This window comes from Ancylobacter moscoviensis, from assembly GCF_007559435.1.
Taxonomy (GTDB): Bacteria; Pseudomonadota; Alphaproteobacteria; order Rhizobiales; family Xanthobacteraceae; genus Ancylobacter; species Ancylobacter moscoviensis.
In genome coordinates, this window is sequence record NZ_VMBP01000004.1 from 212,299 (window position 1) to 233,809 (window position 21,511).

At 67.0% G+C, this 21,511-nt stretch carries 19 protein-coding genes; 16 read left to right on the top strand and 3 right to left on the bottom strand.

Going from position 1 to position 21,511, the window contains the following annotated elements; all coding sequences use genetic code 11:
• Window positions 1-28 precede the first annotated feature (28 nt).
• Both glmU and glmS read left to right on the top strand, forming a co-directional pair.
• A complete protein-coding gene (glmU, locus tag FO470_RS13410) occupies window positions 29-1,378 on the top strand; it encodes a bifunctional UDP-N-acetylglucosamine diphosphorylase/glucosamine-1-phosphate N-acetyltransferase GlmU (RefSeq protein ID WP_144343475.1) in 1,350 nt (449 codons plus the stop codon).
• 115 nt (window positions 1,379-1,493) lie between these two features.
• Complete coding sequence (gene glmS, locus FO470_RS13415; RefSeq protein WP_144343476.1) at window positions 1,494-3,317, top strand: glutamine--fructose-6-phosphate transaminase (isomerizing); 1,824 nt, start codon at window positions 1,494-1,496, stop codon at window positions 3,315-3,317.
• A gap of 167 nt (window positions 3,318-3,484) precedes the next feature.
• On the opposite strand, the gene queF is transcribed toward glmS, so the two are convergent.
• The gene (queF, locus tag FO470_RS13420) at window positions 3,485-3,946 is read right to left on the bottom strand and encodes a preQ(1) synthase (RefSeq protein WP_144343477.1); all 462 of its coding nucleotides are present in this window, start codon (window positions 3,944-3,946) and stop codon (window positions 3,485-3,487) included.
• A gap of 111 nt (window positions 3,947-4,057) precedes the next feature.
• Here queF and eno point away from each other — a divergent pair, with 111 nt between their 5' ends.
• From eno to FO470_RS13470, 10 genes are all read left to right on the top strand, one after another.
• Window positions 4,058-5,341, top strand: coding sequence for a phosphopyruvate hydratase (eno, locus tag FO470_RS13425; RefSeq protein ID WP_144343478.1), 1,284 nt, complete (start codon window positions 4,058-4,060; stop codon window positions 5,339-5,341).
• A gap of 79 nt (window positions 5,342-5,420) precedes the next feature.
• A complete protein-coding gene (locus FO470_RS13430) occupies window positions 5,421-5,753 on the top strand; it encodes an FtsB family cell division protein (protein WP_144343479.1) in 333 nt (110 codons plus the stop codon).
• 246 nt (window positions 5,754-5,999) lie between these two features.
• Window positions 6,000-7,088: a pyruvate dehydrogenase (acetyl-transferring) E1 component subunit alpha gene (gene pdhA, locus FO470_RS13435; RefSeq protein WP_144343480.1), complete on the top strand. Its 1,089-nt coding sequence runs from the start codon at window positions 6,000-6,002 to the stop codon at window positions 7,086-7,088.
• Window positions 7,089-7,104: 16 nt separating this feature from the next.
• On the top strand, window positions 7,105-7,404 hold the full coding sequence (locus FO470_RS13440) for a hypothetical protein (protein WP_144343481.1): 300 nt from the start codon (window positions 7,105-7,107) through the stop codon (window positions 7,402-7,404).
• A 40-nt stretch (window positions 7,405-7,444) separates the two neighbouring features.
• Window positions 7,445-8,851 (top strand): pyruvate dehydrogenase complex E1 component subunit beta, encoded by a 1,407-nt coding sequence (locus FO470_RS13445; protein WP_144343482.1) that lies wholly within the window; start codon window positions 7,445-7,447, stop codon window positions 8,849-8,851.
• A gap of 14 nt (window positions 8,852-8,865) precedes the next feature.
• Complete coding sequence (locus FO470_RS13450; RefSeq protein WP_144343483.1) at window positions 8,866-10,227, top strand: pyruvate dehydrogenase complex dihydrolipoamide acetyltransferase; 1,362 nt, start codon at window positions 8,866-8,868, stop codon at window positions 10,225-10,227.
• Window positions 10,228-10,236: 9 nt separating this feature from the next.
• Window positions 10,237-11,655 carry a dihydrolipoyl dehydrogenase gene (lpdA, locus tag FO470_RS13455; RefSeq protein WP_144343484.1) on the top strand — a complete coding sequence of 473 codons (1,419 nt, stop codon included), beginning with the start codon at window positions 10,237-10,239 and terminating at the stop codon, window positions 11,653-11,655.
• Window positions 11,656-11,695: 40 nt separating this feature from the next.
• Window positions 11,696-11,977: a GlsB/YeaQ/YmgE family stress response membrane protein gene (locus FO470_RS13460; RefSeq protein ID WP_144343485.1), complete on the top strand. Its 282-nt coding sequence runs from the start codon at window positions 11,696-11,698 to the stop codon at window positions 11,975-11,977.
• A gap of 183 nt (window positions 11,978-12,160) precedes the next feature.
• Window positions 12,161-13,147: a lipoyl synthase gene (gene lipA / locus FO470_RS13465; RefSeq protein WP_144343486.1), complete on the top strand. Its 987-nt coding sequence runs from the start codon at window positions 12,161-12,163 to the stop codon at window positions 13,145-13,147.
• A gap of 3 nt (window positions 13,148-13,150) precedes the next feature.
• Window positions 13,151-13,621, top strand: a complete 471-nt coding sequence (locus FO470_RS13470; RefSeq protein WP_144343487.1) for a type II toxin-antitoxin system RatA family toxin — start codon at window positions 13,151-13,153, stop codon at window positions 13,619-13,621.
• Here the strand turns inward: FO470_RS13470 and FO470_RS13475 are convergent.
• Window positions 13,600-14,079: a CinA family protein gene (locus tag FO470_RS13475; RefSeq protein ID WP_246659598.1), complete on the bottom strand. Its 480-nt coding sequence runs from the start codon at window positions 14,077-14,079 to the stop codon at window positions 13,600-13,602. The genes FO470_RS13470 and FO470_RS13475 overlap by 22 nt on opposite strands.
• 52 nt (window positions 14,080-14,131) lie before the next feature.
• Window positions 14,132-15,310 (bottom strand): bifunctional 2-C-methyl-D-erythritol 4-phosphate cytidylyltransferase/2-C-methyl-D-erythritol 2,4-cyclodiphosphate synthase, encoded by a 1,179-nt coding sequence (locus tag FO470_RS13480; protein ID WP_144343489.1) that lies wholly within the window; start codon window positions 15,308-15,310, stop codon window positions 14,132-14,134.
• 187 nt (window positions 15,311-15,497) lie between these two features.
• Between FO470_RS13480 and dusB the strand changes: the two genes are divergently transcribed.
• The 4 genes from dusB to FO470_RS13500 all read left to right on the top strand — a co-directional run bounded on the left by dusB (window position 15,498) and on the right by FO470_RS13500 (window position 21,497).
• Window positions 15,498-16,529, top strand: a complete 1,032-nt coding sequence (gene dusB, locus FO470_RS13485) for a tRNA dihydrouridine synthase DusB (RefSeq protein WP_186291956.1) — start codon at window positions 15,498-15,500, stop codon at window positions 16,527-16,529.
• Complete coding sequence (locus FO470_RS13490) at window positions 16,526-17,656, top strand: two-component system sensor histidine kinase NtrB (RefSeq protein WP_144343490.1); 1,131 nt, start codon at window positions 16,526-16,528, stop codon at window positions 17,654-17,656. The genes dusB and FO470_RS13490 overlap by 4 nt, the downstream gene beginning before the upstream one ends.
• 8 nt (window positions 17,657-17,664) lie before the next feature.
• Window positions 17,665-19,110 (top strand): nitrogen regulation protein NR(I), encoded by a 1,446-nt coding sequence (gene ntrC, locus FO470_RS13495; protein WP_144343491.1) that lies wholly within the window; start codon window positions 17,665-17,667, stop codon window positions 19,108-19,110.
• A 182-nt stretch (window positions 19,111-19,292) separates the two neighbouring features.
• Window positions 19,293-21,497: a sensor histidine kinase NtrY-like gene (locus tag FO470_RS13500; protein ID WP_246659584.1), complete on the top strand. Its 2,205-nt coding sequence runs from the start codon at window positions 19,293-19,295 to the stop codon at window positions 21,495-21,497.
• The last annotated feature ends 14 nt before the right edge of the window (window positions 21,498-21,511 follow it).

Sequence of the window (21,511 nt, forward strand, 5' to 3'; positions counted from 1 at the left end):
CCGTCACGCCGTCCTTCGGAGTTCGCCGATGCGCCAGCTTCTCGTCATCGTTCTCGCGGCCGGGGAGGGCACCCGCATGCTCTCCTCCCTGCCGAAGGTGCTGCACGCCGTCGCCGGTCGGCCGATGGTTTCCCACGTGCTCGACGCGGCGCTGGCTGCCGGCGCGGCGAAGATTGCCGTCGTGGTCGGACCCGATCACGACAAGGTCGCCGCCGAGGTGCGCCGGGTGGCGCCGGATGCGGAGGTCTTCGTCCAGTCCGAGCGGCGCGGCACCGCCCATGCCGTGCTGGCGGCGCGGAGCGCGCTGGAGCGCGGCTATGACGATGTCGTGGTGATGTATGGCGATACGCCGCTAGTGCGGCCGGAGACCATCGGCGCCCTGCGCGGGCCGCTGGCCGGCGGAGCTGCCGTCACCGTTCTGGGTTTCCGGCCGGACGATCCGTTCGGCTATGGCCGGCTGGTGACGCAGGGCGGCGCCCTCGTCGCCATCCGCGAGGAGAAGGACGCGAGCGAGGCCGAGCGTGCCATCGGCCTGTGCAATGCCGGCCTGATGGCCCTCGACGGCCGCGCCGCGCTCGACATTCTCGACCGCATCGGCGACGCGAACGCCAAGAAAGAATTCTACCTCACCGATGCGGTGGAGGTCGCCCGCGGTCTCGGCCGGGCGTCAATGGTGCATGAAGCCGCCGCGGAAGAGGTCGTCGGCGTCAACAGCCGTGCGCAGCTGGCGGAGGCCGAGGCGATCCTGCAGGGACGGCTGCGCCGGCGCGCGCTGGACGGCGGCGTGACGCTGGTGGCGCCCGAGACGGTGTTCCTCTCCGCCGATACCAGCTTCGGCCGCGACGTCATCGTCGAGCCGAACGTCGTCTTCGGGGCCGGCGTGCGGGTCGAGGACAGCGCCACCATCCGCGCCTTCAGCCATATCGAGGGCGCGCATGTCGGCGCCGGCGCCATCGTCGGGCCCTTCGCCCGGCTGCGCCCCGGAGCGGAGCTGGGGCAGGGGGTGCATGTCGGCAACTTCGTGGAGATCAAGGCCTCGGATCTCGCGCCGGGTGTGAAGGTCAACCACCTCTCCTATGTCGGCGACACCAGCGTGGGCGCGAACACCAACATCGGCGCGGGTACCATCACCTGCAACTACGACGGCTTCCGCAAGCACCGCACGACCATCGGCGCCAACGCTTTCGTGGGCACGAACAGTCTGCTCGTCGCTCCGGTGACGGTTGGGGACGGCGCCTATCTCGGCACGGGCTCCGTCATCACCGAGGACGTTCCGGCGGATGCGCTGGCCATTGGCCGGGCCCGGCAGGTCAACAAGCCCGGCCTGGCGGCGCGGCTGCGGGCCAAGCTCTCGGCCGGCCTCGCGCCGAAGAAATGACACGAAGCGGGCGATACGAAACGACATTCGAATTGATTTCGGCGCTGCGGTGACGGGCGGTTAAACCCTGAATCGTAGCCTCGCAGATCGTCGCTTTCCGAAGGGCACCCGTCTCATGTGTGGAATCATCGGCATCGTCGGCACCGCTCCTGTCGCCGACCGGCTCGTGGAGTCGCTGAAGCGGCTGGAATATCGCGGCTACGACTCGGCCGGCATCGCCACGCTCGAGAAGGGGCACCTCTCCCGCCGCCGTGCCGAAGGCAAGCTGCGCAATCTGGATGCCGTCCTTCGCGAGGCGCCGCTGGAAGGGCATATCGGCATCGGCCATACGCGCTGGGCGACCCATGGCCGCCCCAGCGTCGCCAACGCCCATCCCCATGCCACCACCGAGGTGGCGGTGGTCCATAACGGCATCATCGAGAATTTCCGCGAGCTGCGCGACGAACTGCTGGAATCCGGTGCCAATTTCGAGAGCGAGACCGATACCGAGGTAGTGGCTCACCTTGTCACGCGCGAGCTGCGTGGTGGGCTGGGCCCGGTCGACGCGGTGGCGGCGGCGCTGCCGCGCCTTCAGGGCGCCTTCGCGCTCGCCTTCCTGTTCGACGGCGAAGAGAACCTGCTGATCGGCGCCCGCAAGGGCAGCCCGCTCGCCATCGGCTATGGAAATGGCGAGATGTATCTCGGTTCCGATGCCATCGCGCTCGCCCCGTTCACCGACACCATCTCCTATCTCGACGACGGCGACTGGGCGGTGCTGAGCACCACCAGCGCGGAAATCCGCAATTCCGCCAATGCCCGCGTCACACGCGCGGTGCAGAAGACCACGACGGGTTCCTTCCTCGTGGAGAAGGGCAACTTCCGCCACTTCATGGCGAAGGAAATGCACGAGCAGCCCGAGGTCGTCGCGCATACGCTGGCGCATTATCTCGACATGGCCAACGAGACGGTGCAGCTGCCCGAACTGCCCTTCGACTTCGCCCGCCTGGAGCGGGTTTCGATCGCCGCCTGCGGCACCGCCTACTATGCCGGCCTCGTCGCCAAATACTGGTTCGAGCGTTTCGCCCGCCTGCCGGTGGAGATCGATGTCGCTTCCGAGTTCCGCTACCGCGAGGCGCCGCTGCCGGCCAACGGGCTCTCCATCGTCATCTCGCAGTCCGGCGAGACCGCCGACACGCTCGCCTCGCTGCGCTATGCGCGGCAGGAGGGGCAGCATCTGCTCGCGGTGGTGAACGTGCCGACCTCGACCATCGCCCGCGAGGCGGATGTCGTGCTGCCGACGCTGGCGGGGCCGGAGATCGGCGTGGCCTCGACCAAGGCGTTTACCTGCCAGCTGGCGACGCTCGCCGCGCTCGCGGTGGCGGCCGGGCGGGCGCGCGGCGCTCTCTCGACGGAAGAGGAGCGCAGTCTCGTCCATGCGCTGGTCGAAGTGCCACGCCTGATGAACGAAGCGCTCAGTCTCGGCGGCGACATCGAGCATCTCGCCCGTTCCTTCGCCAAGACGCAGGACGTGCTCTACCTCGGCCGTGGCACCTCCTTCCCGCTGGCGCTCGAAGGGGCGCTGAAGCTGAAGGAGATCTCCTACATCCACGCCGAGGGCTACGCGGCCGGCGAACTCAAGCATGGCCCCATCGCGCTGATCGACGAGAAAATGCCGGTGGTGGTGATCGCTCCGCATGACGCCGTGTTCGAGAAGACCATGTCGAACATGCAGGAGGTTGCCGCGCGCGGCGGCCGGATCATCCTGCTGACCGACACTTCCGGCGCGCAAAAGGCCTCGCTGGAGACCGAGGCGACCCTGGTGTTGCCGGACATGCACCCGCTGGTGGCGCCGCTGGTCTATGCGATCCCGATCCAGTTGCTCGCCTATCATACGGCGGTGGTGATGGGCACGGACGTCGACCAGCCACGCAACCTCGCCAAGTCGGTGACGGTGGAGTAGGGCGCTCTGCCCTATGGAAGCTTGCCCCCAGTCTGCCGTCATCCTGAGATGCGAGCGTAGCGAGCCTCGAAGGATGGTCGTTGCAGCGCGCCCGGATGAGCATCCTTCGAGGCCCGGCCGCTGGCCGGGCACCTCAGGATGAGACGGTCATTGGACTGAAATAGGGGCTACCCCCGCCCGCGATAGGGCGGCACGCCCTGGTCCGGCAGCCAGACCTCCTTCGGTGGCGCGCCGCTCTGCCAGAACACGTCGATCGGAATGCCGCCGCGCGGATACCAGTAGCCGCCGATGCGCAGCCAGTGCGGCTGCAGCAGGTCGTGGATACGCCGGCCGACGGCGACGGTGCAGTCCTCATGGAAGGCGCCGTGGTTGCGGAAGCTGGCGAGATAGAGCTTTAGCGATTTCGATTCGACCAGCCAGTCATTCGGCACGTAGTCGATCACCAGATGGGCGAAGTCCGGCTGTCCCGTCACCGGGCAGAGCGAGGTGAATTCGGGCGCCGTGAAGCGCGCCACATAGAGCGTGTCGGCCTGCGGGTTGGGTACGCGGTCGAGCACGGCCTCCTCCGGCGAGGCCGGCATCGTCGTGGGACGGCCGAGCTGGAGCGGGCCCTCCTGCGGGTTCGTCATGGTTCCCCTCCTGTCGGGTCGGGCGATATGTCCGTGGCACCTCTTTCGCATGTCACATCGGTCGAGTAGAAGCGCTCGACCATTCTGGCCGAGTGAGAAGTGGGGAAACGCATGACCGCCATCGTCGATATCATTGGGCGTGAAATCCTGGACAGCCGTGGCAATCCGACCGTCGAGGTAGATGTGGTGCTGGAGGACGGCTCCAAGGGCCGCGCCGCTGTTCCCTCGGGCGCCTCGACCGGTGCGCATGAAGCCGTCGAGCTGCGGGACGGCGACAAGGGCCGCTATCTCGGCAAGGGCGTTTCCAAGGCGGTCGACGCGGTCAATGGCGAGATCTTCGACGCCATCGGCGGCATGGATGCCGAGGAGCAGGCGGCGATCGACAAGATCCTGATCGAGCTCGACGGTACGCCGAACAAGGCGCGTCTCGGCGCCAACGCCATTCTCGGCGTCTCGCTCGCCCTGGCCAAGGCGGCGGCCGCCGCCCGCGAACTGCCGCTCTACCGCTATGTCGGCGGCGTCAACGCGCGCGTCCTGCCGGTGCCGATGATGAACATCGTCAATGGCGGCGCCCATGCCGACAACCCGATCGACTTCCAGGAATTCATGATCCTGCCGGTCGGCGCCCCGACCTTCGCCGAGGCCCTGCGTACCGGTGCCGAAATCTTCCACACGCTGAAGAAGGCCCTCAAGGACGCCGGCCACAACACCAATGTGGGCGACGAGGGCGGCTTCGCGCCGAACCTGCCGTCGGCCGATGCGGCGCTGGGCTTCGTCATGAAGGCCATCGAGAGCGCCGGCTACAAGCCGGGCGAGGATGTGTATCTCGGCCTCGACTGCGCCTCGACCGAGTTCTTCAAGAACGGCAAGTACGATTACGAGGGCGAAGGCGTCGTGCGCGACGTTGAGGCCCAGGTGAAGTACCTCGCCGATCTCGTCGCCCGCTACCCGATTGCCACCATCGAGGACGGCATGGCCGAGGACGATTGGGCGGGCTGGAAGCTGCTGACCGACACCATCGGCTCCAAGTGCCAGCTGGTCGGCGACGACCTGTTCGTCACCAACGTCACCCGCCTTTCCGCCGGCATCAAGCAGGGCGTGGCGAACTCCATCCTCGTGAAGGTGAACCAGATCGGCTCGCTGACCGAGACGCTCGACGCGGTCGAGATGGCGCACAAGGCGGCCTACACCGCGGTCATGTCGCACCGCTCCGGCGAGACGGAGGATTCGACCATCGCCGACCTCGCGGTGGCCACCAACTGCGGTCAGATCAAGACCGGCTCGCTGGCGCGTTCGGACCGCACGGCCAAGTACAACCAGCTCCTGCGTATCGAGGAAGAGCTGGGGCCGCAGGCGATCTATGCCGGCCGCGCGGCGCTGAAGGCGCTCGCCTGATCTCTTTTTCTACCGGAAGCCCGCTTCCGGCCGACACGGTTAACGGAGTCTCAACCGACCCCGGTTAGGCTCCGTTTCCATGATTATACGCACCCGCTGGCGCTCCATCTTCCAGACCGTCACCCTGCATCTCGGGGCGGCGGCGCTCATCGGCTATTTCGCGGTTCAGGGCTATAACGGCCAGTACGGCCTCATCGCCCGCCGCACCTTCGAGCAGCAGCACGCCGAGCTGACCGAGGAGCGCGACAAGCTGCGCACCCAGCGGCAGGCGTTGGAGGCGAAGGTTCGGCTACTCTCGCCCGATCTCATCGATGCCGATATGCTCGACGAGCAGGCGCGCGTGCTGCTCAATCTCATCAATCCTAGGGATTTGGTGCTGCTGCGCGCTCCCGCGGCGCCGCAGGTGCAATGATCGCGAAAAATAGGTGAGCGACCCGTTTTCTGGCATGCCAGGGCATTGCCGTTGGGAAATGACGGAATTCCAGAAACTTAACTTGATACAAGTTAAGTCTTGATATGAACTGAAAATAAGTTCAAATCGGGAAACCATTGCGCCAGCAACATGTTGTGCGGCGCAGCATTGCATTGCGCGCGTAGCGCTATGGGTGAAGGTGCGTTATGAAGCTCGACGACATAAGTCTCGAGCTGAGGAAGCGCCATGGTAGTTGCCGCCAAGAAATCGCCCGTCAGCAAGACCGTCGGAAAGGCCGCCGCTCCGAAAGCCCCGGCCAAGGCGGCCGCGGCCAGGAGCCCGGCGCGCCGGTCTGACAAGGCCGCCGCGGTTCTCGACTTCTCCAAGGACGATGAACTCGACGCCTACCGCCGGATGCTCGAAATTCGCCGATTCGAGGAAAAGGCCGGCCAGCTCTACGGCATGGGTCTCATCGGCGGCTTCTGCCATCTCTATATCGGCCAGGAAGCGGTCGTCGTCGGCATGCAGGCCGCCCTCAAGGATGGCGATCAGGTCATCACCGGCTATCGCGATCACGGCCACATGCTGGCCTGCGGCATGGACCCCAAGGGCGTGATGGCCGAGCTCACCGGCCGCCGCGGCGGTTATTCCAAGGGCAAGGGCGGCTCGATGCACATGTTCAGCATCGAGAAGGGCTTCTTCGGTGGTCACGGCATCGTTGGCGCTCAGGTTTCTCTCGGCACCGGCCTCGCCTTCGCCGATCACTACCGCGGCAATGGCGGCGTCTGCCTGACCTATTTCGGTGACGGCGCCGCCAATCAGGGCCAGGTCTATGAGAGCTTCAACATGGCGGAGCTCTGGAAGCTGCCGGTCATCTACATCATCGAGAACAACAAGTATGCGATGGGCACCGCGGTGAACCGCGCGTCCGCCCAGACCGATTTCTCCAAGCGCGGCACCTCCTTCAACATTCCCGGCGAACAGGTCGACGGCATGGACGTGCGGGCGGTCAAGGCCGCCGGCGCCCGCGCGGTCGAGTTCGCCCGTTCCGGCAAGGGGCCGTACATCCTCGAGATGCTCACCTACCGCTATCGCGGCCACTCCATGTCGGACCCGGCCAAGTACCGGTCCAAGGAGGAGGTGCAGAAGATGCGCACCGAGCACGATCCCATCGAGCAGGTGCGCAACCGCCTGCTGGAGAAGAAGTGGGCGACCGAGGACGAGCTGAAGGCGATCGACGCCGAGATCCGCGACCAGATGAACGCGGCCGCCGACTTCGCCAGCGCCGATCCGGAGCCGGACGCCTCCGAGCTCTACACCGACGTGCTGCGCTGAACGGCGGAACGCGCGGATGCTCGCCGAGCTGTTCTGGGTCACGCTGGTCGCCGGTGTATCGGCGGCGGTGGTCATCTGGGTCTTCGCGGCCCGGCTTGCCCTTCGCCTCGCCGGTGCCCGGCAAGCTGGCCCGCTCGGCTGGGTTCTCGCCGTGCTCTGGCCCTTCGGGGCACGTCAGACCGCCGGCGCCAGTGCCGAAACGGCGACCATGCTGAACAAGATGATGGTCGCCTTCTTCATTGCCATTCTCGTCGCCATCGCCTCGATGGCCGTCTACAGCAACCTGACGTTCGTTCCGCCGGTACGGACGCAGTGACGCGCGATTGTTGACGCACGTTTCTTTGGGGAACGCCGCCATGCCGACCGAAGTCCTTATGCCTGCGCTCTCTCCGACCATGGAGAAGGGCAACCTAGCCAAGTGGCTCAAGAAAGAGGGCGACACGGTCAAGTCCGGCGACGTGATCGCCGAGATCGAGACCGACAAGGCGACCATGGAGGTCGAGGCCATCGACGAGGGCACCCTCGGCAAGATCCTCGTGCCGGAAGGCACGCAGGATGTCGCGGTGAACACGCCGATCGCCGTCATCCTCGCCGATGGCGAGGATGCGAGCGCGGTCAGTGTGCCGAGCCCGAAGGCCGCCGCGCCGGTCCCAACCGCACCGGTCGAGCCCTCGCCGGTGGCGGTGTCCGCCCCGGCGACGCCCGCTGTCGTCACCTCCGCCGTCGCCGCGCCGCCTCAGCCCGAGGTTCTGCCCGAGCCGGACGTTCCGGAAGGCACCGAGTTCGTCAACCAGACCATGCGCGAGGCGCTGCGCGACGCCATGGCCGAGGAGATGCGCCGCGACGGCGACGTCTTTGTCATGGGTGAGGAGGTCGCCGAGTATCAGGGCGCCTACAAGATCACCCAGGGGCTGCTGCAGGAATTCGGCGCGCGGCGCGTGATCGACACGCCGATCACCGAGCACGGCTTCGCCGGCGTCGGCGTCGGCGCGGCGATGGCGGGCCTCAAGCCCATCGTCGAGTTCATGACCTTCAACTTCGCCATGCAGGCGATCGACCAGATCATCAACTCCGCCGCCAAGACGCACTACATGTCGGGCGGCCAGATCGGCTGCTCCATCGTGTTCCGCGGCCCGAACGGCGCCGCCGCCCGCGTCGCCGCCCAGCACAGCCAGGATTATTCCGCCTGGTACAGCCACATTCCGGGCCTCAAGGTGGTCGCGCCCTATACGGCGGCCGACGCCAAGGGGCTTCTCAAGTCGGCGATCCGCGATCCCAACCCGATCATCTTTCTCGAGAATGAGATCCTGTATGGGCACGCCTCCCCGGTGCCGAAGCTGGACGACTATACCGTTCCGATCGGCAAGGCGAAGATCGCACGTCCCGGCAAGGACGTGACGCTGGTCGCCTGGTCCATCGGCATGAACTACGCGCTGAAGGCCGCTGAGGAGCTGTCCAAGCTCGGCATCGAGGCCGAGGTGATCGACCTGCGCACCATCCGCCCGCTGGACATCGAGACCATCATCGCCTCGGTCCAGAAGACCGGGCGCTGCGTCACGGTGGAGGAGGGCTGGCCGCAGTCGGGTGTCGGCTCCGAGATCGTCGCCCAGCTGGTCGAGAAGGCGTTCGATTATCTCGACGCCCCCGTGCTGCGGGTGACCGGCAAGGACGTGCCGATGCCTTACGCCGCGAACCTCGAAAAGCTCGCCCTTCCGTCGGTGCAGGACGTCATCGACGCCGCCCGGGCCGTCACCTATCGCTGAGGACGGAGATCGCCATGTCCATCGAGATCCTCATGCCGGCCCTGTCTCCCACCATGGAGAAGGGCAACCTGGCCAAGTGGCTGAAAAAGGAGGGCGACAAAGTCGCCCCCGGCGACGTGATCGCCGAGATCGAGACCGACAAGGCCACGATGGAAGTCGAGGCCATCGACGAGGGCACGCTGGCCAAGATCGTCGTGCCGGAAGGCACAGTCGACGTGCCGGTGAACCAGCTCATCGCCGTGCTTGCCACCGATGGCGAGGACGTGAAGGCCGTGGCAGCCGGCAGTGGTGCCGCGCCGGCCAAGGCTGAGGCCCCGAAGGCCGAAGCTTCGAAGGTGGAGGCGCCCAAGGCTCCGGAGCCGGCCGCGCCTGTTCCGGCCCCGGCGGCTCCCGCGGCTCCGGTTTCGGCGCCCGCCGCTTCCGGCGCTCGTGTGTTTGCCTCGCCTCTGGCCCGTCGCCTCGCGAAGGAGAAGGGCATCGACCTCTCCGTGGTGAAGGGTTCCGGCCCGCGCGGCCGCGTCGTTGCGGCGGATGTCGTTGCCGCCCCGGCTGGCGGTGCCGCGAAGCCGGCCGTCGCACCGGCTGCGGGTTCGGCTCCCGCCGCCCCGGTTGCTGCTCCGCTGTCCAACAGCGCACTGCTGGAGCAGGTGAAGGCCTACTACGAGCCCGGCACCTATGAGGAAGTGCCGCTCGACGCCATGCGCCGGGTCATCGCCCAGCGCATGACCGAGGCCCGGCAGACGGTGCCGACCTTCTACCTCACCGTCGATTGCGACGTGGATGCGTTGCTGAAGCTGCGCGAGGAACTGAACAAGGCGGCCCCCGAGAAGGATGGCAAGCCAGCCTACAAGCTCTCGGTCAACGACTTCGTCATCAAGGCCTACGCGCTCGCCTTCCAGCAGGTTCCGGATGCCAACCAGGTGTGGGGCGGCGACCGCTATCTCAAGCTGAAGCATTCCGATATCGGTGTCGCGGTGGCGATCGACGGCGGCAAGGGCCTTCTGACTCCGATCATCCGCAAGGCGGAGACCAAGACTCTGTCGGCGATCTCCAACGAGACCCGCGATTTCGCTGCCCGCGCCCGCAACAAGAAGCTGATGCCGCATGAATATCAGGGCGGATCGTCGGCGATTTCGAACCTCGGCATGTTTGGAATCAAGGACTTCACGGCAATCATTAATCCGCCGCATGCAACGATCCTTGCGGTCGGCACCAGCGAGCAGCGTGCGGTGGTGAAGGGCGGGCAGCTGGCGGTGGCGACGCAAATGACTGTCACCGTCTCCTGCGACCATCGGGTGATGGACGGCGCCATGGGCGCGCAGCTCCTCACCGCCTTCAAGCAGATCATCGAAAAGCCGATGTCGATGCTGGTCTGAGGTACGATCATGGCGAACAACTACGACGTCCTCATCATCGGTTCCGGCCCCGGCGGGTATGTCGGCGCCATTCGCGCCGCGCAGCTCGGCCTCAAGGTCGGCGTGGTGGAGCGCTCCTTCGTGGGCGGCATCTGCCCGAACTGGGGCTGCATCCCGGCCAAGGCGCTGCTGCGCTCGGCCGAGATCATCCACTACATCGAGCATGCCAAGGACTACGGCCTCATCGCCGAGAAGACCGGCGTCGACATCGCCGGCGTGGTGAAGCGCTCGCGCGGCATCGCCGCGCAGATGAGCAACGGGGTCGGCTTCCTGCTCAAGAAGAACAAGGTCGACATCATCTGGGGGCAGGCGACCATCACCGCTCCCGGCAAGGTGTCCGTCGCCGCCTCGTCCGAGCCCGCGCCCAAGGGCGCATTGCCGGCCGGTGAGTACACCGCCAAGAACATCGTCATCGCCACGGGCGCCCGCCCGCGCGCGCTGCCCGGCATCGAGCCGGACAAGAAGCTGATCTGGACCTATTTCGAGGCGCTGGCACCGGCGAGCGTTCCGAAGTCGCTGCTGATCATGGGCTCGGGCGCCATCGGCGTCGAATTCGCCTCTTTTTACAAGGCGATGGGCTCGGATGTGACGATCATCGAGCTGCTGCCGCAGATCCTCCCCGTCGAGGACGAGGAGATCGCCGAGCACGCCCGCAAGCGCTTCGAGAAGCAGGGCATCAAGATCCTCACCGGCGCCAAGGTTTCCAAGGTCGTGAAGGGCGCCGACAGCGTGACTGCGACGGTGGAGACGGCGGACGGCAAGAGCCAGACGCTGACCGCCGACCGGCTGATCTCGGCCGTCGGCGTCGTCGGCAACATCGAGAATCTTGGCCTCGAGAAGCTCGGCGTGAAGACCGATCGTGGCTGCGTGGTGGTCGATGGCCTGTGCCGCACCAACGTACCCGGCATCTGGGCCATCGGCGATGTCGCTGGTCCGCCCATGCTCGCTCACAAGGCGGAGCACGAGGGTGTCATCGCTGCCGAGGCCATCGCCGGCAAGCATGCCCACCCGATGGACAAGCTGATGATTCCCGGCTGCACCTACTGCATGCCGCAGGTGGCCTCCGTCGGTCTCACCGAGAAGAAGGCCAAGGAGGCAGGCTACGAGATCAAGGTCGGCCGCTTCCCCTTCATCGGCAACGGCAAGGCCGTGGCGCTCGGCGAGCCGGAGGGGCTGGTGAAGACGATCTTCGACGCCAAGACGGGCCAGCTGCTGGGCGCGCACCTCGTCGGCGCGGAGGTGACCGAGCTCATCCAGGGCTTCGTTCTGGCGATGAATCTGGAAACCACTGAGGAAGAGCTGATAAACGCCGTCTTCCCGCATCCGACGGTTTCTGAGACGATGCACGAGAGCGTGCTCAATGCCTATGGGCGCGCGATTCATATCTGAAGTCGGGCCGGGGCGGCCCGTACGGGGGTAGGAGCCTTTGATGGACGGACAGATCTATTCGGCCTTGAACGAGCCGGGCGTCGGCTGGTTCGCGATGATCATCATCGGCCTGCTCGCGGGCTGGATCGCCGAGAGGGTCACCGAGAGCGACCATGGGCTCCTCGGGAACCTGCTCTTCGGTCTTATCGGCGCTTTCGTTGGCAAGTACCTCGCCGAGATCGTCGACATTCCCGTCTTCGGCTTCTTCCGCACGCTGATCGCGGCGACGGTGGGCGCCATCCTCGTGCTGTTCGTCTGGCGGAAGATCCGCACCGGCCGATAGGCCGCCGGAGGGCGGCGCGTCGCGAGGCGTGCCGCTCCCATGTCCTGGCGCCGGGGTTCGGTGTCATGCGTCCGGCACGGGGCGGGTGCGTTGGCGCTCCCCTTTCGCAACGGCGGGACGAGGCTTAACTGTGGGGCAACCGGCTCGCGGTTCCGACCGTCGAGTGCAGCCAGCGGAAAGCGAATGGTCGTCGTTCTCAACACTCTCAACCGCGCTCTCGAAAAGCCTCGTCACCCGGAAAAGGTGAAGCGCGCCGAGACGCCCGTGCTGAAGAAGCCGGACTGGATCCGCGTCCGCGCGCCGGGTACGCCCGGCTGGCAGGAAACGGCGAACATCGTCCGCGCCAACGGCCTCGTCACCGTGTGCGAGGAGGCGAGCTGCCCCAACATCGGCGAGTGCTGGCAGAAGAAGCACGCGACGTTCATGATCATGGGCGACACGTGCACGCGCGCCTGCGCGTTCTGCAACGTGCGCACCGGAATGCCCGGGCCGCTCGATCGGGACGAGCCGCAGAAGGTCGCCGATGCCGTGGCCCGGCTCGGGCTCGAGCATGTGGTGGTGACCTCCGTCGACCGCGACGATCTCGCGGACGGCGGCGCCGAGCATTTCGCCCGTACCATCCGCTCCATCCGCGCTACCAGCCCGGGCACGACCATCGAGGTACTGACACCCGATTTCCTGCGCAAGGATGGCGCGCTGGAGGTGGTGGTCGAGGCGCGTCCCGACGTGTTCAATCACAATCTCGAATGCGTGCCTTCGCTGTACCTCAAGGTGAGGCCCGGCGCGCGCTACTTCCATTCGCTACGCCTACTTCAGCAGGTGAAGGAGCTCGATCCCTCCATCTTCACCAAGTCCGGCATCATGGTCGGTCTCGGCGAGGAGCGGAACGAGGTGCTGCAGCTCATGGACGACCTGCGCTCGGCCGATATCGACTTCATGACCATCGGCCAGTACCTCCAGCCGACGCGCAAGCATCATCCGGTGATGGCCTTCGTGACGCCTGAGGATTTCAAGTCCTACGAGACCATCGCCTATGCGAAGGGCTTCCTCATGGTGTCGTCGAGCCCGCTGACTCGCTCGTCGCATCATGCCGGCGAGGACTTCGCCCGGCTGCGCGCCGCACGCGACGCCAAGCTCGGGACCGCGGTCGCTCCGGCGGTTATCGCCTGAGCGATGCCGGCCTTCCGCAACAAGCGGCGCGTCCGCCATTCGGCGTCGGACATGTTCGATCTGGTGGCGGATGTGGAGCGCTATCCCGAATTCGTACCGCTCTGCGAGAAGCTGCATGTACGCCGGCGCGTGGCGAGCGGGGAGGGCGTCGACATCCTCGTCGCCGACATGGGCGTCGCCTACAAGATGTTTCGTGAGAGCTTCACCAGCCGCGTCACGCTCGACCGGCCGCGCCTGTCCATCGTGGTGGAATATCTCGATGGGCCGTTCAGCCGGCTGGAGAACCGCTGGACCTTCAAGCTGCTGGAAGAGCGGGCCTCCGAGGTCGACTTCTACATTTCCTACGACTTCCGTTCGCGCACGCTCGGCCTGCTGATGGGGGCGATGTTCGACGCCGCCTTCCGCCGCTTCGCCGAGGCGTTCGAGGTGCGGGCGGACGAGATCTATGGCCGTCAGGATCTCGCGGGCGCCTGAGCGGCCAATTCCGCCAGCATGGCAAGCGCGGTGAGCACGGAGAGCCGGCGCACCCCGGCGCGGTCCTGCCCGGCGAAGACCTCCCGGCGGACCAGGACGGCGCCCTTGTCGTTCCCCGCCGCGAAGTGCACGAGGCCAACCGGCTTTTCCGCCGAACCGCCGCCGGGGCCGGCAATGCCGGTGATCGAAACGCCGAGCGAGGTCCTTGCCATGCGCAGCAGGCCGGTGACCATCTCGCGGGCCGTCTCTTCGCTTACCGCGCCGTGGGCGGCGAGGGTGGCCGGCGAGACGCCGAGAACCTCGATCTTCGCCTGGTTCGAATAGGTGACGAAGCCCCGGTCCACCACGTCGGAGGAGCCCGCAATGTCGGTCAAGGCGCCGGCGACGAGGCCGCCGGTGCAGGATTCGGCGGTCGAGACGGTGAGGCCGCGAGCGCGGCAGAGGTCGAGCACCCGCATGGCCTCGATGTCGATGGCGTCCCGTGCGTCGTTCATGGCGGCCTCCCTGTCCTCAGTCGATCCACGGCAGGCGGACAGTGGCCGCCGCCAGCGCGGCGATGCCCTCGCGGCGCCCGGTGAAGCCGAGTTGCTCGCTGGTCGTCGCCTTCACGCTCACGCGCGCCACCGGGAGGTCGACGATGGCGGCGATGCGTTCGCGCATGGCCTCGCGATGCGGGCCGATCTTCGGCGCCTCGCAGACGATGGTGGCGTCGAGATGAGCGATCCGTCCACCCGCCGCGCGCACGAGGTCGGCGGCATGGATAAGGAAGCGGTCCGAGGAAGCGCCCTTCCATTGCGGATCGGAGGGCGGGAAGTGATGGCCGATATCACCGCTGCCGATGGTGCCGAGCAGCGCGTCAGTCAGCGCGTGCAGCACCACATCGGCGTCGGAATGGCCGGCGAGCCCCATCGTGTGGGGAATGCGCAGGCCGCCCAGCACTACATGGTCGCCGGGACCGAAGGCGTGCACGTCGAAGCCGGTGGCGGTGCGGACATCGGCGAGGGCGAGCAGGGCGTTGCGTTCCGCGGTCACGAAATCCTCGGGCGTGGTGAGCTTGATGTTGGCCGGGTCTCCCGGAAAGATCGCGACCCTGTGGCCGGCGGCTTCCGCTACCGCGGCATCGTCCGTCAGGTCGCCATTTTCAGCCTGGGCGCGGTGCGCGGCGAGGATGAGTTCGTAGCGGAAGGACTGCGGCGTCTGCACGCCGCGCACCGCGTTGCGATCGGGTCCGGTGGCAACGAAGCCGGGATCGGTGAGGGCCTTCAGCGTATCGACCAGCGCCAGCGCTGGCACGGCGGCGCCATGCGCGGCAGCGGCGGCGACGGCGTCGGCCACCAGCCGCCCGGAGACGAAGGGGCGGGCGGCGTCGTGGATCAGCACGAGATCGGGCGGATCGGCTGCCAGCGCTTCGAGACCCGCGCGCACGGAAGCCTGCCGCGTCGCGCCGCCGGTAACCGGAGGGCGCACATCGGGAAGCCCCTCGGCGACGCTGGCGAAAAGGTCGGCATGCTCGGGCGAGATGACCGGCTGCACGAAGCGGATGCCCGGCTGGCCGACGAAGCGGGCAAGTGTCCGGCGCAGCACGGGCTGGCCGGCTAGCGTGCGGTATTGCTTAGGTAATCCGTCGCCTGCTCTTTGGCCGCGGCCTGCCGCGACCACGATCACGTCCGTGCGCATGTTCGAGTGCATTCCTCCCGGCAGTGACTGCCGCTTCATCAGCGCAGGCTTGCCCCGCAGCCTCGTTTAGCGCAAAAGCGGAGCCTCATTGCAAAAGATTTGGCATAAGCCATACAGAAGGGTTGATGACGGTCGCGTCGTGGCTATTATATAGGCACCGCTGGTCGGGCTCATATAATGTGCATCGAGTGATCACCGCTTGACCCTTTCCTCCCTCGCAACGGCCAACCTGCAGATCGGCACCGTCACAGTGCCGGGGGCGGTCGTGCTCGCGCCCATGGCCGGTATCACCGATGCGCCGATGCGGCGCATGGCGCTGCGCTATGGTGCGAGCCTCGCGGTGTCGGAGATGGTCGCTTCCGGCGCGCTCGAAACCGGCCATGAGGAAACAGTGCTGCGGTCCGAAGGGGCGGGCGTCGCCGTGCATGCGGTGCAACTCGCCGGCAACGAGCCCGCTTCCATGGCGCGCGCAGCCCGCATCGCGGAAGCCGCCGGGGCGGCGATCATCGACATCAACATGGGCTGCCCGGCCAAGCGCGTCACCACGGGCCTTGCCGGCTCGGCGCTGCTGCGCGATCTCGATCTCGCCACCCGCATCATCGAATCGGTGGTCGGCGCGGTCTCGGTTCCGGTGACGTTGAAGACCCGTCTCGGCTGGGACGACGGCGCGCTGGTGGCGCCTGAACTTGCCCGCCGGGCGGAAGAGATCGGCGTCCAGCTCATCACCATTCATGGCCGTACCCGCTGCCAGTTCTATACCGGCCGGGCCGACTGGGCGGCGATCGCCAGGGTGAAGCAGGCGGTGGGCGTTCCCGTGCTCGCCAACGGCGATCTCGTCGATGCCGAGGACGCGCCGGTCATGCTGGCCGCTTCCGGCGCCGATGGGCTGATGATTGGCCGTGGTGCACAGGGGCGTCCCTGGTTCCCTGGGCAGGTGATCGAGCGCCTGCGCACCGGCCGGATGCCCGCCGATCCCGCACCGGAGGAGCAGCGCGACGTGTTGCTGGAACTCTACGACGGCTGGCTGGGCCATTACGGGCGGGAACTCGGCATGCGCTGCGCCCGCAAGCACATCGGCTGGTCGCTGGCCGCCGCGGTGGCGAGCGCCGGCCGTGCGCCGGAGATCGCCCAGGGCTGGCGCCAGCGCCTGCTTACGCTTGAAGACCCCGTGCGCGTTGCGGAAGGTATCCGCGACGCGTTCGATGACATCGCATGGAGAGCCGCGGCATGAAGTCGGTCCCCTCGCAACGAACCGGCCAGCGTGCCGGCAGCGCGACCGCCGAAGCCGTGGTGAACGCCCTGCCGCACCCCGTCATCACGGTCGCGGAGGATGATCGGCTGGTGGACGCCAATGTCGCCGCCGAAGCCTTCTTCGAGGCGTCGCTGGCCGTGCTGACGCGCCATCGGCTGCAGGAGTTCGTGCCCTTCGGCAGCCCGATCCTGTCGCTGGTGGAGCAGGTACGCACGCGCGGTGCCGCCGTGAACGAGTATCGCGTGGATCTCGGCACGCCGCGCAACGGCGGCGAGCGCATCGTCGACATCCATGTCGCGCCGCTGTCGGAAGCGCCGGGCCATGTGGTGATCATGCTTCAGGAGCGGACCATCGCCGACAAGATGGATCGCCAGCTCACCCATCGCGGCGCGGCGCGCTCGGTCACGGCTCTGGCTTCCATGCTGGCCCACGAGATCAAGAACCCGCTGTCGGGCATTCGCGGTGCGGCGCAGCTTCTCGAATTGTCGGCCAGCGACGACGACCGCTCCCTGACCCGGCTGATCACCGATGAGGCCGACCGCATCGTGAAGCTGGTCGACCGCATGGAAGTGTTCTCCGACGAGCGCCCCATCGAGCGCGAGCCGGTCAATATCCACGCGGTGCTGGAGCATGTGCGCACGCTAGCGAGCACCGGCTTCGCGCGCAACATCCGCTTCGTCGAGGAGTACGATCCCTCGCTGCCGCCGGTCCTGGCCAATCGCGATCAACTCGTCCAAGTCTTCCTCAATCTGGTGAAGAACGCCGCTGAAGCCATTGGCGATGCGCCGGACGGCGAGATTCATCTCACCACCGCCTTCCGCCCCGGTGTGCGCCTCATGGTGCCCGGCGCACCGGCCCGTGTCAGCCTACCGCTGGAGTTCTGCGTGAGGGACAATGGTCCCGGCGTGCCGGAAGACCTCATGCCCCACCTGTTCGACCCATTCGTCACCACCAAGCCCACCGGCACGGGCCTTGGCCTTGCGCTGGTCGCGAAGATCGTGGGCGACCATGGCGGCATCATCGAATGCGACAGCCAGCCCCGCCGCACGACCTTTCGTGTCCTCATGCCCATGTATCGCGCCAGCCGCGGTAACGAGAAGAGTTGAGAGCCGCCATGCCGACGGGAAGCATTCTGGTCGCCGATGACGATGCCGCCATCCGCACCGTTCTCAATCAGGCGCTGTCGCGGGCGGGCTACGAGGTGCGCTCCTGCGGCAACGCAGCCACCCTCTGGCGCTGGGTCAGCCAGGGAGACGGCGATCTCGTCATCACCGACGTGGTGATGCCGGACGAGAACGCCTTCGATCTCCTCCCGCGTATCAAGAAGGTACGGCCGGACCTGCCGGTCATCGTCATGAGCGCGCAGAACACCTTCATGACGGCGATCCGCGCCTCGGAGAAGGGCGCCTACGAGTATCTGCCCAAGCCCTTCGACCTGAAGGAGCTCATCTCCATCGTCGGCCGCGCCCTGTCCGAGCCGAAGAAGCCCGAGAATGCCCTGAAGACCCTCGGCGAGGATGCCGACAGCATTCCGCTGGTCGGCCGCTCGCCGGCGATGCAGGACATCTACCGTGTGCTGGCGCGGCTGATGCAGACCGATCTCACGGTGATGATCGCGGGCGAGAGCGGCACCGGCAAGGAACTAGTGGCGCGCGCGCTGCACGATTACGGCAAGCGCCGCAACGGACCCTTCGTTGCCATCAACATGGCGGCCATCCCGCGCGACCTCATCGAGTCCGAGCTGTTCGGCCACGAGAAAGGGGCCTTCACCGGCGCCAATGCCCGTTCCGCCGGCCGTTTCGAGCAGGCCGAGGGCGGTACGCTGTTCCTTGACGAGATCGGCGACATGCCGATGGAGGCACAGACGCGCCTGCTGCGCGTTCTCCAGCAGGGCGAGTACACGACCGTCGGCGGCCGCACGCCAATCAAGACCGACGTGCGCATCGTCGCCGCCACCAACAAGGACCTGCGCATCCTCATCCAGCAGGGCCTGTTCCGCGAGGACCTGTTCTTCCGCCTCAACGTCGTGCCGCTGCGTCTGCCGCCGCTGCGCGAGCGGGCCGAGGACGTGCCGGACCTCGCGCGCCACTTCTTCCTGCAGGCCGAGCGCGAGGGGCTGCCGCGCAAGCAGATCGACGCTGCCGCGCTGGACCGCCTCAAGCGCTACCGCTGGCCGGGCAACGTGCGCGAGCTGGAGAACCTGATCCGCCGCCTTGCCGCGCTCTATCCGCAGGAGATCATCACCGCCTCCATCATCGAGGCCGAGCTGTCGACGCCGGTTTCGACCGCGGCGCCGGAGGAGACCGGGCAGGACGAGACGCTCTCCTCCTCGGTGGAGCGCCACCTCAACACCTATTTCGGCGGCTTCGGCGAAAACTTGCCGCCTCCCGGCCTCTATCACCGGATTCTGAAGGACGTGGAATACCCGCTGCTTTCCGCCGCCCTGGCGGCGACGCGCGGGAACCAGATCAAGGCGGCGGAGCTTCTCGGGCTCAATCGCAACACGTTGCGCAAGAAGATCCGGGACCTCGACATCCAGATCATCCGCACCAGCCGCTGATCCGGTTGCGCCATCGCCCCGTGAATAAAGCGGGGAGGTGGTCGCCAATGTCACATTTTTGCACCAGTGTCATACCACTGCATCAGTGGGGCAGGCTGATTCCCGGCCCGCCGGCATGGTGATGGATGAGCGACGCTTCGACTCGCGGGCCAAACAGGGACGACGCGCTGGATCTCGGCGCGATGGGTTTTCGATTCTCCCTCTGGGGGCTCGCGCCGCTGGCGGTGCTGCTGGCGCTCGTCATGGCGCTGGCCAGCTTCATCATCCTCATCGGCATCACGCCGCTGGTGCCCTCGCAGGAAGTGGTCATCACCGTCCTGTGCCTCAACGGCGTGATGTCGCTGGTCCTGATCGGCATCATCGGCCGCGAGGTCTGGCGCATCGTCAAGGCGCGGCGACGGGGCAGGGCGGCCGCGCGGCTGCATGTGCGCATCGTCGGCCTGTTCGGTGTCGTCGCGGTGGTGCCGGCGCTGCTGGTGGCGATCCTCGCCAGCATCACCCTCGACAAGGGCCTCGACCGCTGGTTCTCGGTGCGTACCCGCGCGATCGTCGACAACGCGGTCTCCGTCGCGCAGACCTATGTGCGCGAGCATGCCTATTCGATCCGAGGCGACATTCTCGGCATGGCGCGCGACATGCAGCGCATCCGCCCGCTGTGGGACCAGGACCGCAGCCGCTTCCGGCAGGCGCTGACCGCCCAGTCTGTGGTGCGCGGCCTGCCCGCGGCGATGATCATCGACAAGGATCTCAACATCGTCGACCGGGCGACGCTGCGGGTCGGCCGCGAATTCGTGGTGCCGGCCAACCTCGCGCTCAAGGACGCGACCGAGGAGCAGCCGCTGATCTACCTGCCGGGCGACGCCGACTATGTCGGCGCGGTCATCCCGCTGAAGGAGTTCGGCGATCTCTACCTCTACGTCGCGCGCGCCGTCGATCCACGGGTCATCGACTATCTCAAGGAGACGCAGGCGGCGGTGGTCGACTACCGCAATCTCGAGCAGCAGCGCGTTGGCGTTCAGGTCGCCTTCGCCGTCCTCTACGCGGTGATCTCGCTCACCGTGCTGCTGTGCGCGGTGTGGCTGGGTATCCATTTCGCCAACCGGCTGGTGGCGCCCATCCGCCGCCTCATCGGCGCCGCCGATCTCGTCGCTGCCGGCAATCTCTTCGTCGAGGTGCCCGTGCGCCGCACCGAGGGCGACCTGTCGAGCCTTGCCGAGACCTTCAACAAGATGACGCAGGAGCTGCGCACCCAGCGCAATGACCTCGTTCAGGCCCGCGACCAGATCGATACCCGCCGCCGCTTCACCGAAGCGGTGCTGTCGGGCGTTGGCGCGGGCGTAATCGGCCTCGATTCCCTCGGACGCATCTCGATCATCAACCGGCCGGCGGAGAAGTTGCTTGGCGTCGTCGAGGCGGAAGTGCTCGGCAGCGAGCTCGGTACGGTGATTCCGGAGATCTCCTCCTTGCTGGCCGAGGCGATGGAGGCTGGAGAGCGCAGTGTGCAGGGCAATACGACGCTGACCCGCAGTGGCCGCGACCGCGTGATCGCCGTGCGCGTCACCACCGAGCAGTCGCGCGAGGCCGAGCATGGGTGGGTGGTCACGCTCGACGATATCACCGAGCTGGTCGTCGCTCAGCGCACCTCCGCTTGGGCGGACGTGGCGCGCCGCATCGCCCACGAGATCAAGAACCCGCTCACCCCGATCCAGCTCTCGGCCGAGCGGCTGCGCCGGCGGTACGGCAAGGTGATCGAGGGAGACCGCGAGGTCTTCGACCAGTGCACCGAGACGATCATCCGCCAGGTCGGTGATATCGGCCGCATGGTGGACGAGTTTTCCTCTTTCGCGCGCATGCCCAAGCCGGTGGCCGAGGCGCAGGACGTCGGCGAGACGGCGCGGCAGGTGGTCTTCCTCATGCGGGTGGGCAATCCGGACATCGCCATCGACTTCGACGTGCCGGAGAACCCGGTGGTCGCGCGCTTCGACCGCCGGCTGATCTCGCAGGCGCTGACCAACATCATCAAGAACGCCACCGAGGCACTCGGCGCCGTACCGCCCGAGGAACGCACGGAGCTGCCGCGCATTCAGGTGGCGGTCCATGCGGACGAACGGATGGTGACGATCGACGTCATCGACAACGGCAAGGGCCTGCCGACCGAGAACCGGGCGCGGCTTCTGGAACCTTATGTGACAACCCGCGAGAAGGGCACCGGGCTCGGTCTCGCGATCGTGGGGAAGATCATGGAAGAACATGGTGGCGGAATCGAACTCGACGATGCCCCGAACGGACGTGGCGCCTGGATCCGCCTGCGCTTCGCGCGCGACGGGGGCCCCACCGCACACAATGACGGCAACGGCGACGCGGCATCCGCCCGGCTGGCCGGCTGAAGGAGAACGGTTTC